This window comes from Phormidesmis sp. 146-33, assembly GCF_052939515.1.
Genome location: NZ_JBJPHU010000035.1, coordinates 50098 through 65507 on the forward strand (window position 1 = coordinate 50098; position 15410 = coordinate 65507).

Genomic DNA, 15410 nt, shown 5'->3' on the forward strand with positions numbered 1-15410 from the left:
GAATTAAAGGATTTATGCCAAAATTCACACCCAAGATTATTCTAGTCACTGGGCCCGCTCGATCGGGCAAGAGTGAATGGGCAGAGTCTCTGGCGATGCAGTCTCAAAAATCTGTGATCTATGTGGCGACGGCTCAGTTGAATGAGGACGATCGCGAGTGGCAAGCCAGAATTGAGCAACATCAACAGCGCCGTCCCGACAGTTGGAAGACGTTGCAGGTTCCGATCAACCTTGCTAAAACGATTCAAGACTCTACGGCTACGGAATGTTTGCTGATCGATTCATTAGGCACCTGGTTGGCGAATCTGCTGGAGCAAGATGCTGAAGTTTGGCAACAGACGTTGGAAACTTTGCTACAAAGCCTCAAACAAGCGAAGAGCACAATTATTTTGGTGGCAGAAGAGGCGGGATGGGGCGTGGTGCCTGCTTACCCGATCGGGCGGCTGTTTCGCGATCGTTTGGGAATGGTGGTCAGACGAGTCGGAGCGATCGCCCATCCTGTGTACCTAGTGACGGGTGGACACGTTCTCAATCTCAGCCAAATCGGGTCTCCCTTACCAAACTTTTGAGGTCGGGAAGTTAGCGTCCTTTCAACGAAGTTTTTTCGCTGCATTACTTAGAGATTTTTAGAGATTTTGCCCTCTAACTTCCCAATTCCGGAAGACTTTTAGATAGGATTCGCGGTTCAAAATCCCTCATGGATTGGAGATTCAGGAACGTTCTCGACTGGAGGATTACAGCGAAGGATCTTATCGAATTCAGGTGAGAGTTAACATGTCTAAACTACAGAGGAGAATTTTATTTAGACAGTCATCTGTTGGAGATTATGTGATTCACAATTCCTAAAGAACAGACAGAGAGCTTGTTCATCCCTCATCCCTCATCCCTCATCCGATGTCCATCCGGATAGATTGTCGTTTGGTCAATTTGCGCGTCTGACAGATCGGCTTCTGTCGCGCGAAATAGATTGGTGCCGCTGAGGTTTGTGCCTGTGAGGTTGGCTTGTTTGAGGTTCGATCGACTTAGATCTGCATTCGTCAAATTGGCATAACTCAAATCAGCATTGTATAAGTTTGCGCCCTGTAAATTGGCACCCGACAGGTTAGCCCCGCTCAAGTTTGCAAAACATAAATCAGCGCGTGACAGGTTGATCTTCCGCAGGTCAGCATCCGATAAGTTTGCTTGATAGAGTTGAGCGTTGCCAAGTTCGGCATTCTGCATTTGGGAGGCTTTGAGGTTTGCCTGACTGAGATTGGCGTAGGGCAAATAAGCCTGATTGAGACAACTTCTGCACAAATTAATCCCTGGTAAAACCGCCTCAAACAGATGAGCTTCCTCTAAGCTGTGGGACTCAAACTTCCGTTCTCCTTGAGCATAGCGGGCAAGAAGATCTTCTGAGCGTAACCTTTCCATTGCATTCCAACGATCGGGGTAAAACAAAACTCACTTTGTAGAAATGTAAATTTTTTGTTGAACAGATCAAGGTTTTTTCACTTTTTCTTAGGCTTTTATACTTATTGCCACTGCTCATTCTCTGAATGGCGATGGTTTGACATTCCATAGATCTATCTGCATCCTTCTGTAGCGAAGGATTTATGAATAGTGCTTCACAAAGTTTAGTAAGATATTCTCATTAAACAGATAGGTATTTATTCTTATCGCCATGATGGATCAATTTCCTTGGTTGACAACGATCGTCCTGCTGCCACTCATTGCTTCCATGCTCATTCCGTTGCTGCCTGACAAAAGCGGCAAGCTTGTGCGCTGGTATGCCCTCGGTGTAGGAATCGCGGACTTTGCTTTGATGTGCTACACCTTTTGGAATCATTATGATGCCAGCAGTGCGACGTTCCAACTGGTGGAAACCTTCGCCTGGATGCCGCAGCTTGGACTCAATTGGACAGTCTCGATCGATGGCTTGTCCGCTCCCCTGGTTTTATTAGCTGGGTTTGTCACAACGCTTTCGATGTTGGCGGCCTGGCGGGTCGATCGCAGACCTCGATTGTTTTACGCGCTGATGCTGGTGCTGTATGCCGCTCAAGTGGGCGTATTTGTGGCTCAAGACTTGCTGCTGTTCTTCATCATGTGGGAGGTCGAGCTAGTCCCGGTTTATCTGCTGGTTTGTATCTGGGGCGGACAAAATCGGCGCTATGCGGCCACTAAGTTTTTGATGTATACCGCCGTTGCTTCTATCTTCATTTTGGTAGCTGCGCTGGCGATGGCCTTTTATGGCAACTCGATTACCTTTGATATTGCAGAACTTCGGCTCAAAGAGTTTCCGCTAACGTTGGAACTGTTGCTATATGCAGGGTTGCTGATTGCGTTTGGTGTAAAGCTGGCGGTCTTCCCGCTGCATACCTGGCTGCCTGACGCGCACGGTGAAGCCTCGTCTCCCGTCTCGATGATTTTGGCGGGTGTGTTGCTCAAGATGGGCGGCTATGGACTGATTCGCTTAAATCTAGAACTGTTGCCCAATGCTCACGTTTATTTTGCGCCCGTTTTGGCCATCCTGGGCGTGGTGAATGTGATTTACGGCGGATTGAATTCATTTGCTCAAACGAATATGAAGCGGCGATTGGCTTACTCATCTGTGTCGCACATGGGCTTTGTGCTGATCGGCATTGCATCCTATAGCGATGTGGGTGTGAGTGGGGCGCTGCTGCAAATGATTTCTCACGGACTGATTGCGTCGGTGCTGTTCTTTTTGGCGGGGGTCACCTACGATCGCACCCACACCATGATGATGAATCAAATGGGCGGCATCGGTCAGGCCATGCCCAAAGTGTTTGCGCTGTTTACGATCGCCGCCATGGCCTCGCTGGCACTGCCTGGAATGAGTGGATTTGCGAGTGAAATCGCCGTCTTTGTCGGCATGACGACGACTGACATCTACAGTTCGACTTTCCGCACGGTGACAGTGTTTCTCTCCGCAGTGGGGGTGATTTTGACCCCGATTTATCTGCTCTCGATGCTGCGGCAGGTGTTTTATGGGTCGAGTGCCGATCAAATGTGTGACATCTCGCCGTCTTGTGAGTTGAGCGATGTCAATCTCAAAGCTCAGGGCAATGAAGAAGCGGCTTGCTTTGGTAACAACTGTGAACTACCGACCGAGGCCAAGTTTGAGGATGCCAATCCCCGTGAGATCTTTATTGCAGCTTGCTTCTTGTCGCTGATTGTGGCGTTTGGGTTCTATCCCAAGTTGGCGACGCAGATGTATGACGTGAAGACGGTCGCGCTGAATGCTCAGATGCGTGAGTCTTATCGTCAAATTGCAGAAACCAACCCTCAAATCTACGCGAGCGTGTGGAGTTCGCAAATTGCCGACTCTAAGCCTGCCCCTGTATTGGGGTTGATCAAATAGTCTGATTTGAATGAAGTGAAGCGATCGTTCTTTAGGGAGCGATCTGCTCCGCAGTTGCCGCAAGGGTCGCTTTTTATGCGTAGCTTTCTCAATCTAAAATTCTCGGCGTTGCTGAATCAGGGGATGAATTGCCCCAAAGCGGAGGGAAACCCCAAGGTTCAAAGTCCCCCAATTTTGGGGGATTTAGGGGGCGAAAAGATGGACACTTCCTACAGAGTCATCCCTCCAATCAGCAACGCCAAATTCTCGATCTAAACGCTGGATGTTACATTAAGTAGCTTGAACTTGAAACCCTGACTGAATATGGTAAGTTCAAGTTTAGAGGGCTTGAGAACCCCTTTGACTGCATCGATCGACTATTCATGAGCGACCTTGGGTTCACACATTTTTAGAAGAGGAATCTTATGCAGGATAAAGTAGTCAGCGTCGTTAATCCGTTTAATTTGACTGATAGCCTCGCCGATCGCAATATTGTCGAGCCACTCAAAGACTTTCTCACTACAGGGACGACTAGAGTCCAAGTGGTGGCGATCGTCAGTTCTAAGTCCGCCGAAATCATCAAGCAAGCCATTAGTCAATTGTTTCAAGAGCAGCCTGAGCTAGTCCAACCGGGCGGCAATGCCTATACGACTCGTCGCTACAATATGTACGTTCGTGATATGGGCTATTTTTTGCGCTATTGCACCTATGCGCTGCTGACAGGCGACAACAGTGTTCTTGATGAGCGGCTCCTGGCAGGACTCAAGGAAACCTTTAACTCTTTAGGAATTCCACTGGGGCCGACGGCTCGAAGTGTGCAACTGATGAGAGATGGAGTCAAGCAGCAAGTACAATCCGCAGGAATTGAAAACGCTACCTTTATTGATGAGCCATTTGATTACGTCGTACGTCAAATTAGCGAAATGGACGTTTGACTTTAAGACGTGAATTGGATGAAGTGATTCGCTGCGGCTGTGAATTTAGCAAGCTAACTAAACTCCTTACAAGTGACAGACGTTGAACTAAAAATCTTGTCTGAAAGTCCCTCAGAGTGAGGGGTTGTAGAGCAGACGCACAAAACACCGCAGCGAAAAAACTCAATCTCTTCGAGTGGCCGCAAGGGGTCGAATTTACGTCAACTAGACAACTAAGGCATTGCTGAATCAGGGGATGAATTGCCCCAAAGCGGCGGGAACCCCAAGGTTCAAAGTCCCCCATTTTTGGGGGATTTAGGGGGCGAAAAGATGGACACTTCCCACAGATTCATCCCTCCAATCAGCAACGCCGACAACTAACTAGCAGCAATTGTAAATTCAGAACGATTTTGCGCCATTTCAGGGATCGAGCGATTCACGAAGAAAGGTCAAGATTTTGCTGGGTAAGGGTTTTGAACCATAGATTTTTCTAATTTATAACTGCTGACTAACTAGGCGTGAGCTTGACAACCAGCGGCGAATCGGGCACATTCAACGCTAATTGAGTCGGTGTGGAATAGGTTGCGGTGGGGTCGATCGATTGGTTGGTCAAATAAGTTGTCGCCTGCTTGATCGGACTCGACAAATTCAGCGTCACAGATTGATTGACCGCCGTATCTGCACTCACCACATCAGACCACAACACGAGATAAAACTCACCACTGCTCTTTTGCAACAGCGTATGACGCACATTTTGAGTGTTGCCCGCCAAGGAGTAGTTTAAGCCTCCCGAAGCCTTGCTGCCTTGAGCATCATTGAGCAGACTCATCAGATTTTTGAGCGAGTAGAACGCAGGTTTTGGCGTACCATCCGATCGAATCAACCCAAAATTATTTTCTTGGTCAGGCTGGGGCCGCTCGTCCATCAGTTCGTATAGAAACGTACGCTGGATGCCTCGATTGAAATATTCCAAAAAGAGCCGAGGAACGTACTTCGCCGCCACCTGTTCTGAAACACCTTTTTGACTGGCTTGGGTGTCGTTGATTGCATTATGCCATCCGGTTTCTGTGACGACGATCGGCTCATCTTCTGAAACCTGCTTTGTATGAGATATCCATCGCCAATCGAGATCTTGAGCCGGGAGATTGCCCCCTGCGTAGCTGTGCATATTGCCCATATCCACCACCGATTTGAGCGAGCCGAGGCGCGACCCATATTCTGGAATCGCCAGCGACGGCGCAATTACCGGGAGATGAGACGTTGCCGCATTGCCTTTGATCACCTTGTACAGATCGGTCTGATAGTCACGCACGCCATCCGGGAAGGATTTGCCTTTGTAGGTCAATCCGGTGTTGACATCCCACTCATTAGGGCCTTCGACTGCAATCACAGAAGACGTAACTTTTTTGAGCAGTTCGACGGCATTATCAGGGGTCACTCCGTCGCGAGCGTCCATCACCAGCGTCGATCGGATGCCAAACTGAGCCAATCGATTGAGCTTGTCAAACATGCCCGCATCATTGCCGCCATCGCGAACATGCCGAATGCCTAATTCTCGCAGTCTCGGCTCGACTACATCACCAAATCGAGCATAGCTGGTGTCGGTGTAGCGCAGATGCGTCACAATTCCTACCGAGTCGATAAAAGAATCGGCGCTTTTGGCCATTTCTGACGGGCTTTGGCTGGCGGCAATGGCCCTTCCAGAAATCGAAAACTGACTCTCAGGAATCACCTGTTTGGGTTGAGTCGGACTTGACCACAACAGTTTGGCCACGGCGTTGCCGCCCGCTTCGCGATACTCCATTTTTAGGGCGTATTTTTGCCCAGCGGAGAGGTCGATCGTGCCCCGGTCTTCGGCGACGGCATGGCCTTGCCAATGATCGATCAGCAGTTGGCCGTTGACCCACAAGCGAACGCTGTCATCCGATTGGGTATAGAACGTGTAGGTTGCCGATTCTGTCGGTTGGATTTGACCCGACCAGCGCACCGAGAAAGAATCTGACGCAATTTGAGGACTCGGCGAACCGCTGCCCCAATCAAAATCGATCGTGCGATCGGTGCGAACCAACTTGGAATCGGTAAAATTATCATCGTCAAAATATTCGGCACTGACCCCTATCATCCCCAGGGTAGAAGAACTGGAGACCGCTGCTACTCTATCTTCTGGGAATAGGGCGTTGGGTGTAGTTGCGATCGAACTGGCCCCAGCAGGATTGGTTTGCAGGCTAACGCTGCGGCTATCCGTCTGGATACCGAGATTGAGATCTGACACAATGCTTTTCCTCGTGAGAAGTTTACTTAGCTGAGTCTCTGAATGGGAACACATTCAAATTGACTAAGGCTGGCGCTTTGGGAAAAAGCCATAAGGAATCTAGCACAGTGTCTTTTTCGACACACGATAAATTAGTAAAGTGCGTAAGTACGGCTTTTTCAACGCAGGTTTCAGCCGATCGGCAGAGAAACGTTCAGTAAGTTAACGGATTAGTCGTGTTCGCAAAACTGTCCTCAAGATTATCCTCAACCAGTACACAAGTTTTTTCAGGTCGAATTAGTTGAGGGTTTGAACTTGTAGAGGTTGAGCTTGTCGTAGATGTTGAACTTGTAAATGTTGAACTTGTAGATGTTGTCAAAAAGCACCCTGCGGGCGATCAGTACAGCTTGAGTGTAGAGCGCGACTAAAGCTCCAAAAAATTAAATAAGTAACACTGAAACTGCCCTTGCCCAAACGCCTCAGTTGAGACGCTGGTATACTACCCCGACCAGTCTGGTCGATCCAAGTCAAGCGTTTAATCTTCACCTGATTTTTATAGTTAACCCTCACGGAAGTCAAGTGAAAGGGAAAAATTTGCTGGCTCTTTTGTCTCAAACGAATTCAAATTTCGCCAAAAAAGACTGCTCAACTCGTCGCCGCTTCTCTAACTGAACGGAATCTACAGCTTTCTTTGCCAACAATCCTGCTCAGCGCACAAAAAATGTAACGGTTTGCAACTTATAATTGAAACGAATAAACCATGAAGCATTCCTAAAGAGACTACATGCGTGTTGCGATCGCCGGAGCGGGCTTGGCAGGGCTGTCCTGTGCAAAATATCTAGTCGATGCGGGTCATACGCCAATCGTCCTAGAAAGCCGCGATGTATTGGGTGGGCTGGTAGCTGCCTGGAAAGATGAAGACGGAGACTGGTATGAAACTGGATTGCACGCCTTTTTTGGTGCATATCCCAACATGCTTCAGCTAATGGGTGAGTTAGATATTCTCGATCGCCTTCAGTGGAAACAGCACACGCTGATCTTCAATCAACCCGAAAAGCCAGGCGTGTTGTCTCGCTTTGATGTGCCTGACATTCCTGCGCCCTTCAATGTGATTGCCTCGATCATCAACAACAACGACATGCTCACCTGGGAGCAAAAAATTCGCTTTGCCTGGGGGCTATTGCCTGCGATCATTCGCGGTCAAAAATATGTCGAAGACATGGACAAATACAGCTTTTTAGAATGGCTGGAACGGCAGGGCATTGATGAAAAAGTCAACAGCGATATTTTTATTGCCGCAACCAAGGCTTTGACGTTTATCAATCCTGATGAAGTCTCTTCGACCATTTTGCTCACCGCCCTCAATCGCTTTCTGCAAGAGCGGTATGGCTCCAAAATTGCCTTCTTAGACGGGTCACCAACAGAACGGTTGTGTCAGCCGATCGTCGATTACGTCACCGATCGCGGCGGAGAAGTGCATCTCAAAAAGCCGCTCAAAGAGATTTTGCTCAATGCGGATAATACGGTTCGAGGCTTTGCAATTCGCGGGCTGGATGGCGCACCCGATGACGTGATCACGGCGGATGCTTACGTTTCGGCCATGTCGGTCGATGTGATGAAGGTTCTCAGACCTGAAAGCTGGAAGTCATTAGAGTTCTTTCAAAAGCTGGATGGTTTGGAAGGCGTTCCGGTGATCAACCTGCATCTGTGGTTCGATCGCAAGCTCACCGACATCGACCAGCTTCTCTTTTCGCGGTCAGAGCTTCTCAGCGTCTATGCCGATATGAGCGTGACCTGCAAGGAGTATGAAGACCCCGATCGCTCCATGCTAGAACTCGTCCTTGCCCCTGCCAAAGATTGGATTGATAAGTCTGACGAAGCGATTATCGCCGCTACTATGCTAGAAATCGAAAAACTCTTCCCGCAGCACTTTAAGACCGAAAACCCCGCCAAACTGCGAAAATATCGAGTGGTGAAAACGCCGCGATCGGTCTATACTGCCAGTCCTGGCCGCCAAGCTTATCGTCCAGACCAGGCGACTCCCATCCAAAATTTCTTTCTATCCGGAAGTTATACGATGCAGAGATATTTAGGCAGTATGGAAGGTGCCGTACTTTCTGGTAAGCTGACAGCGCAAGCGATTTCAAACGCCGACTCTCTGGCTGTCTCTACTGAGCAGCGACCACTGGTCACGACTCCTTAGCAATTCGCGCTTTGTCAACCTTCCAGACTGCATCAGAATGCTGCAATTGCCCGAACCAACCACTTCCTGCTTGAGAACACTGGCTTCCGTGGAAGACGCTTACGAACACTGCCGCCAAATCACGGCGAAGTACTCCAAAACGTTCTATCTAGGAACGCTTCTAATGTCGGCGGCAAAACGTCGGGCAATCTGGGCAATCTACGTTTGGTGCCGTCGCACTGACGAACTGGTAGACGGCCCCAACGCCAATCTTACCAACGACGAAACCCTCGACCAGTGGGAGCGCCGCTTAGAAAACATTTTTGCGGGACATCCTCAGGATCATTTCGATATGGCGCTGGTCGATACGCTAGAGCGCTACCCGCTAGACATTCAGCCCTTCCGAGACATGATCGCCGGACAACGGATGGATCTGTATCGCAGCCGTTACGAAACCTTCGATGAGTTGCACCTCTACTGCTATCGAGTCGCCGGAACGGTCGGGCTGATGTCCACAACGGTCATGGGCATGGACAATACGCCGCGCACTGCCCCCTGGGAGCAGTCAAAACCGTTGCACAATCCAGTTGAGGAAGCGATCGCGCTGGGCATTGCTAACCAGTTAACCAACATTCTGCGCGATGTGGGAGAAGACGCTCGGCGCGGTCGGATTTACCTGCCGTTAGAAGACTTAGCGTTATTTAACTACACCGAAGAAGATCTGCTGAAAGGAGTCGTAGACGATCGCTGGCGTGCTTTGATGCAGTTTCAGATTCAGCGGGCCAGGAAGTTTTATGTGCAGGCAGAAAGTGGAATTGGGGCGCTGAGTGAAGATGCCCGTCTGCCCGTCTGGTCAGCACTGATGCTCTATAGCCAAATTTTGGATGTGATCGAGCGCAACGGCTACGACAACTTTAACCGTCGGGCTTACGTTCCTGGCTACAAGAAAATGGTGTCACTGCCGATCGCTCTGCTCAGAGCCAAAGTTCTCTAGCAGCCTGTCGGCGAAAACAGATGTAACGGAGCAGACACAACGGATCAAGGGTTAATGGTCAATTCCTGATCCGATATGTCAGTTCTTTGGTCACGATGCGCTCATCGATAATTGGTGAACTGCAACGCCATCGGGTAGTCTTCTTGTTTGAGTCGCTGCATGACGGCTTGCAGATCGTCCTTAGCTTTGGCAGACACGCGCACCGCATCGCCCTGAATCGACCCTTGCACCTTTTTGAACTCGTCGCGAATCAGTTTCGTAATTTGTTTGGCGACTTCTGAACTAATGCCTTTTTTGAGTTTGATTTCCTGGCGGACTCGATTGCCACTGGCGGATTCGGGCTTGCCGTAGTCAAAAATCTTGAGCGACAAATTGCGCTTGGCCGCTTTGGTTTGCAGAATCGTTTGAATCGAGTCCAGCGTAAATTCGCTATCGGTGTTGATCACGATCGCCTCTTCACCCAGTTCCAATGTCGTCTTGGTGTCTTTGAGATCGTAACGAGCAATAATTTCGCGATTGGTTTGATCGACGGCGTTGACGAGTTCTTGGCGATCAAAGTCGCTGACAACATCAAAAGAAAATGTAGAAGCCATAGAAAAATAGACGATTGTGGGGCATTCACAGACTTATTTAAGGGTACTCATAATGCTCATGAGGATCAAAGACCCAATGCAATAAGAGCCACTGGCAAACATCAGCGATCGCAACAGAGGAATATTCAGAATATAGGCGGCGGAGTAGAGCAGACGAATCGGCAAGTAAGCGATCGCCGTCCAGCCTGCCATTTCGGAAGTTTGCCCGGTGACATAGGCCATCAACGCCGCCACGCTAAACAAAGTGAACGACTCCCAGGCATTTTCGTGCGCCCAGGTAGCCCGTTGCCCAAAAGCAGGTAATTTTTCTAGCGCAGCGCGAGGAGCCGCCATCATTTCTTTGTCATAGCCCGCCTGAACGCGAGCCAGCCCCACCACTCCAAAGGGCAGGTAGACCAAAACGGCGGCGATGGCGATCGATCCCAACAAAATCGTCTGCACAGGCAACCCAAACAAGCTCATTCTCAGCCCTCAGTCAAAATAGAACAACGTCACGATCTTACGTTGATCTTCGGCATCGTGGCAGGTTTGTAGCAGGGTTTGGCTATCGTGGAAGGCAAAACAGATCAATTGCTGACAGCGAGAAATGATTTCTTGGTTACAGAGCGCGCTGGCCTCCGCCAGAGAAAGATTATTATTCTCAGGATTTTCGACTAGGTGCATGACGTTTTCAAGCTGTTCGCGAGATTCACGAGGCTGACGATCCATTGTTTGGGGCAAGATCACCGTCAGTAGACTGGGATCAGCCCGTAGAGCGCCCCGAATCGCTGCAAAATTCGTACCCGTAGACCCAGATGTAATGAGACGATTTCCTTCTAAAACCAGCGCATAGCTCATCGTTTCAATCAGGTTTTGATGAGTGATGGGAACATGCCGAGACCCCAGCAGGGCGATTCGCTTGGAACTGGTCTGCTGAATGGTCGCTAGTTCTTGTAAAAAATCATCGACTTTAGGTAGATCGATCGACTGACTCAAAGCCGTATTTATCGTGACAACGCCGTCATTTTATCAGACGGGCTGATCATCCTAACAAATTCTGGAAATGCGTCAAGAATCCGCGATCGCGATTGAGTTCCGTCACTGGAGCGATCGTCTTTTTCCATCACGTCAGTCCGATGAAGTTTTTTGCTTCGTTGCTTGGCGCTTCTGCCCCCCAAGCTGCCAATTCTGGGGACTTTAAGACAAGGGTTTTAGTTCAAGTTTCTTATTTATGGGTGATTTAGGACGCGATCTGACTCTGTAATCAAAGCCAAAAAATGATCGAATTCCCTCATCCCTCACCTATCCTTCCCGTTCCCATCCCCTTCCAATCGGGAACACTCGACCTAAAACAGGCAGCAAACCTATGTGGACGATGCTCAAACGGCAGGCTTGGCAATGGCGAGGAGTTTTGATTGCTGTTCCGGGTGTGGCGGGGGTGGTGATTGGCTTGCGGTTGACGGGCTTGCTGCAAATGTTGGAATTGGCAATGCTCGATCAGTTTTTTTTGATGCGTCCCGTAGAAGCGATCGACTCCCGCATTGTGATTGTCGAAATCAATGAGTCAGATGTGCAAAAAGTCGGACAGTGGCCGATGTCAGACGCGACGCTGGCTCAGTTGATTACCCAGATTAAGCAGCAAAAACCAAGCGCGATCGGACTGGATATCTACCGCGATTTGCCCGTCAATCCAGGAGCCAGCAAGCTCAAACGAGTTTTTGAGACAACGCCCAATCTGGTTGGGGTGCAAAAAGTAGCTCAAAGTGCCGATAGCTCACCAGTTGCGCCGCCGCCAATTCTCAAAAAGCTCGATCAGGTTGGCTCTAATGATTTGCCGCTAGACAGTGATGGCAAAATTCGTCGAGGACTGCTGTATCTGCAAGACCGAGAGGGCAACGACATTTTGAGTTTTGGGTTTAAGTTGGCAGCGCTTCACTTACAAAAACAGGGCATCCAGCCAGAAATGACGGCGGACGATCGGGTGAAATTGGGTAAGGCGGTGTTTCCTCTGTTTCAAGCCAGTGACGGCGGTTATGTGCGGGCAGAAGATGGGGGCTATCAGGTGTTGCTCAACTATCGGGGGCAGGCTCAACCGTTTCAGACGATCGCGATGACGGATGTGCTGAATAATCAGATTCCGTCTGCCTTGATGCGCGATCGCATCGTCTTGATTGGGGGCAGTGCCGAAAGTCTCAAAGATTTGTTTTATACGCCTTACAGCAGCACTTTTTTGTCAGCTCCCAAACGAACTCCCGGTGTCGTCATTCATGCCAATCTGGTCAGCCAAATTTTGAGCGCGACGCTGGACGATCGTCCTTTGATTAAAACCAGTGACGAGGCGGCGGAGATTGTTTGGATTGTGAGTTGGTCGATGCTGGGGGCGGTCTTGAGTTGGAGGCAGCGGCATATGATGAATCAGCGATCGCAAGCCAAAACTCCCTGGTTGGCGAGTAGTGTGTTTCTAGCCGGAGGGGGCCTAGTGATGGGCAGCTATTTCGCCTTTTTGCAGGGCTGGTGGTTGCCTGTGGTGCCGCCTTTGTTGGCTTTGGGCGGGTCGTCGATCGCCGTCATGGCCTATGTCGCTCGTATGGCTTCAGAAATTCGCAAAACCTTTGGTCGCTATCTCACGGATCAAGTCGTGGCCAGCTTGCTCGAAAATCCAGAAGGGTTGAAAATTGGGGGCGATCGGCGCAAGATTACGATTCTCACTTCTGATCTAAGAGGATTCACTGCCACATCAGAACGCTTGCCTCCCGAAGAAGTAGTTCAGATTCTCAATGTGTATCTCGAAGCGATGACAGATGTGATTACTTTTTATCAAGGTACCATTGATGAATTTATGGGTGATGGCATTCTCGTTTTGTTTGGTGCGCCGACGACTCGCAAGGATGATGCAGTAAGAGCAGTGGCGTGTTCTGTTGCGATGCAGTTGGCGATGGCGGAGGTGAATGAAAAACTGCGTCAATCCGGTTGGTCAACGTATCTAGAAATGGGTATCGGCATCAATACTGGAGAAGTCGTCGTGGGCAATATCGGCTCCGAAAAACGCACAAAATACAGTGTGATCGGCAGCCATGTCAACTTAACGTATCGGATCGAATCCTTTACGATCGGCGGTCAAACCCTAATCTCAGAATCCACCTTTCAAGAAGTGGAGTCGCTGGTCAAAATTAACGGAGTCACGCAGGTACAGGCAAAGGGCGTACAGCATCCCATCTCGCTTTATGATGTAGCGGGCATTGACGGCAAATACAATCTATCCTTCGCTCAACATCAAGAACATTTCTTTGCGCTACCCGCAGCCATTCCGATTCGATATGCGCCATTAGAAGGCAAACACATTAACGAAACGCTGTCAAAAGCCAGACTCCTGCAACTGTCAGAACGCGGGGCAGACGTACAGTTTGATGAGTCAGATATGGAATCCTTTCCGACAGCGTTGAGTAATCTCAAACTTAATTTATTGATGAACGATCGCCCAGAAATTGCAGCCGAAGATATCTATGCCAAAGTGGTCAAAACTTCTCCAGAAGCGGGAAAATTTCACATTCGATTTACGGCCAAAAGTCCGATCGTGGGGCAGATTTTGGATCAACTTTATCGATCGATTTCAACCCCTGAAACTTAGCGGATGTTTGAGAAATTTTGAGGAACTTTGAGGCTTGCTGCATTGGTTGGCAATCGATTTTGGAGCGGATATAACAGGTTAAAGCTTTCAATTGATCTGCTGCATCTTCCGATCTGTCACCACACGATTTTAGCGATCGCTTCGTGAATTTGATAAGGTTATTACTGACGCTGACACCCAGTTTCGCTGCCCAATCTGCCGCAGCAGAGAGCCAAAAACCGCAGGCAGACCAACTATTTCAACAAGGCAATCAGCTTTCTGATCAAGGTAAGTTTCGTGAAGCGCTGCCTGTCTTTCAGCAAGCTCTAAAGATTCGCCAAAAGCTTTCAGATCGGGTCGGTGAAGCAGATACCTTGAATGCGATCGCCCTCACTCATCAACAACTCAATCAACTCGACGCGGCTCTTCAGACGTATCAACAAGCGCTGCTGATCTATCGCAAAGAAAAGCGTCCCCTGCTCGAAGCTTATGTGTTGGGGTCAATCGCGTCGATCTATCGAGATCTCAATCAGCCAGAAGCAGCCCTGACCGCATTTGAACAAGCACGATCGCTGTTTCGGTCAGAAAATAAGCCTCAACAAGAAACTCGGACGCTGCTCTCGATCGGACTGACGGTTTATCGATCGGCCAAACCGGATCGCTTGCAGTTGGCGTTGGCGGCGGGTCAGCAAGCCTTAGAGATCGCCAAAACTTTAGAAAAATCAGCACTTGGTGATCAAGCTCAATTTCTCAAAGGACAAGCCTTGACGCTGATCGGTTTGGCTTATATGGCTGAGAACCAATTTGAACCCGCGATCGACAGCCGCAAACAAGCGATCGCCAGCTTTCAAACGATCAAGGGCGCGCTGTCAAAACTGGCAAGACAATCTGAAGGCAGTCTGTGGGTAGGAGTGGGCATCGCTTACCAGTCAAATGAATGACCATGCGATCGTCCATTTTGCCACCCATGCCAGCTTTATTCCTGGTGATCCAAAACAGTCTTTTATCTTGTTTGGAAATGGCGAAACTGCCAACTTAAGAGACATCGAAAATTGGACGTTGAAAAATGTAGATCTGGTGGTTTTAAGTGCTTGTGAAACGGCGGTGGGAATTCAGGCTTATGGAGAACGATCGCTGGGCAATGGTGAAGAAATTCTTGGTTTGGGCTATCAGTTTCAAGACCGAGGCGCAAAAGCCACGATCGCTTCCCTTTGGACAGTAGACGATGGCGGAACTCAAGTTTTGATGGATGCCTTTTATGCCCGCTTAAAAAAGGGAAATTTGACAAAAATTGAGGCTTTACAACAGGCACAGATTGCTTTGATGAAGAACGATCGATCGCTCACTCAACTACTCAAATCCAATGCGCCAAATGGCGCTCAACCAATCTACAGTCCCCTAGACCATCCCTACTATTGGGCCCCATTTATCTTAATTGGCAACGGACTCTAATCAACGCCAATTCGATGAAATCTTTCGCCACAATGATTAATCTGACGTGAATTCGATGAAATCCCTCGCTGTGGCGATCACTCCAGGCAGCCCCCTAA

At 49.2% G+C, this 15410-nt stretch carries 13 protein-coding genes; 8 read left to right on the forward strand and 5 right to left on the reverse strand.

From position 1 onward, the window contains the following. Positions 1-14: 14 nt before the first annotated feature. Positions 15-569, forward strand: coding sequence for a bifunctional adenosylcobinamide kinase/adenosylcobinamide-phosphate guanylyltransferase (gene cobU / locus ACJ2PR_RS15960; RefSeq protein ID WP_446877727.1), 555 nt, complete (start codon positions 15-17; stop codon positions 567-569). 304 nt (positions 570-873) lie between these two features. Here cobU and ACJ2PR_RS15965 read toward each other — a convergent pair whose 3' ends face one another. Next, on the reverse strand, positions 874-1413 hold the full coding sequence (locus tag ACJ2PR_RS15965) for a pentapeptide repeat-containing protein (protein ID WP_446877728.1): 540 nt from the start codon (positions 1411-1413) through the stop codon (positions 874-876). 250 nt (positions 1414-1663) lie between these two features. Here ACJ2PR_RS15965 and ACJ2PR_RS15970 point away from each other — a divergent pair, with 250 nt between their 5' ends. Continuing rightward, the gene (locus ACJ2PR_RS15970; RefSeq protein ID WP_446877729.1) at positions 1664-3361 is read left to right on the forward strand and encodes an NAD(P)H-quinone oxidoreductase subunit 4; all 1698 of its coding nucleotides are present in this window, start codon (positions 1664-1666) and stop codon (positions 3359-3361) included. Positions 3362-3765: 404 nt separating this feature from the next. Next, a complete protein-coding gene (locus ACJ2PR_RS15975; RefSeq protein WP_446877730.1) occupies positions 3766-4275 on the forward strand; it encodes an allophycocyanin subunit beta in 510 nt (169 codons plus the stop codon). A 487-nt stretch (positions 4276-4762) separates the two neighbouring features. Here the strand turns inward: ACJ2PR_RS15975 and ACJ2PR_RS15980 are convergent, their stop codons facing one another. Then, positions 4763-6526 carry a PA14 domain-containing protein gene (locus ACJ2PR_RS15980; protein WP_446877731.1) on the reverse strand — a complete coding sequence of 588 codons (1764 nt, stop codon included), beginning with the start codon at positions 6524-6526 and terminating at the stop codon, positions 4763-4765. Between the two features lie 763 nt (positions 6527-7289). Between ACJ2PR_RS15980 and pds the strand changes: the two genes are divergently transcribed. Next, positions 7290-8708: a 15-cis-phytoene desaturase gene (gene pds / locus ACJ2PR_RS15985; protein WP_446877732.1), complete on the forward strand. Its 1419-nt coding sequence runs from the start codon at positions 7290-7292 to the stop codon at positions 8706-8708. A 37-nt stretch (positions 8709-8745) separates the two neighbouring features. After that, entirely contained in the window at positions 8746-9681 is a 936-nt protein-coding gene (gene crtB, locus ACJ2PR_RS15990) for a 15-cis-phytoene synthase CrtB (protein ID WP_446858609.1), read from the forward strand. Positions 9682-9782: 101 nt separating this feature from the next. On the opposite strand, the gene ACJ2PR_RS15995 is transcribed toward crtB, so the two are convergent. The 3 genes from ACJ2PR_RS15995 to ACJ2PR_RS16005 are packed head-to-tail and all read right to left on the reverse strand — an operon-like array spanning position 9783 to position 11249. Next, on the reverse strand, positions 9783-10274 hold the full coding sequence (locus ACJ2PR_RS15995; protein ID WP_446858608.1) for a YajQ family cyclic di-GMP-binding protein: 492 nt from the start codon (positions 10272-10274) through the stop codon (positions 9783-9785). A 33-nt stretch (positions 10275-10307) separates the two neighbouring features. Next, positions 10308-10736, reverse strand: coding sequence for an MAPEG family protein (locus ACJ2PR_RS16000; RefSeq protein WP_446858607.1), 429 nt, complete (start codon positions 10734-10736; stop codon positions 10308-10310). Positions 10737-10745: 9 nt separating this feature from the next. After that, complete coding sequence (locus ACJ2PR_RS16005; protein WP_446858606.1) at positions 10746-11249, reverse strand: DNA recombination-mediator protein A; 504 nt, start codon at positions 11247-11249, stop codon at positions 10746-10748. Positions 11250-11619: 370 nt separating this feature from the next. On the opposite strand from ACJ2PR_RS16005, the gene ACJ2PR_RS16010 reads away from it, so the two are divergent. From ACJ2PR_RS16010 to ACJ2PR_RS16020, 3 genes are all read left to right on the forward strand, one after another. Then, on the forward strand, positions 11620-13881 hold the full coding sequence (locus ACJ2PR_RS16010) for a CHASE2 domain-containing protein (protein WP_446877733.1): 2262 nt from the start codon (positions 11620-11622) through the stop codon (positions 13879-13881). Positions 13882-14024: 143 nt separating this feature from the next. Next, positions 14025-14801, forward strand: coding sequence for a tetratricopeptide repeat protein (locus tag ACJ2PR_RS16015; protein WP_446877734.1), 777 nt, complete (start codon positions 14025-14027; stop codon positions 14799-14801). Then, positions 14794-15312 carry a CHAT domain-containing protein gene (locus ACJ2PR_RS16020; protein WP_446877735.1) on the forward strand — a complete coding sequence of 173 codons (519 nt, stop codon included), beginning with the start codon at positions 14794-14796 and terminating at the stop codon, positions 15310-15312. The genes ACJ2PR_RS16015 and ACJ2PR_RS16020 overlap by 8 nt, the downstream gene beginning before the upstream one ends. The last annotated feature ends 98 nt before the right edge of the window (positions 15313-15410 follow it).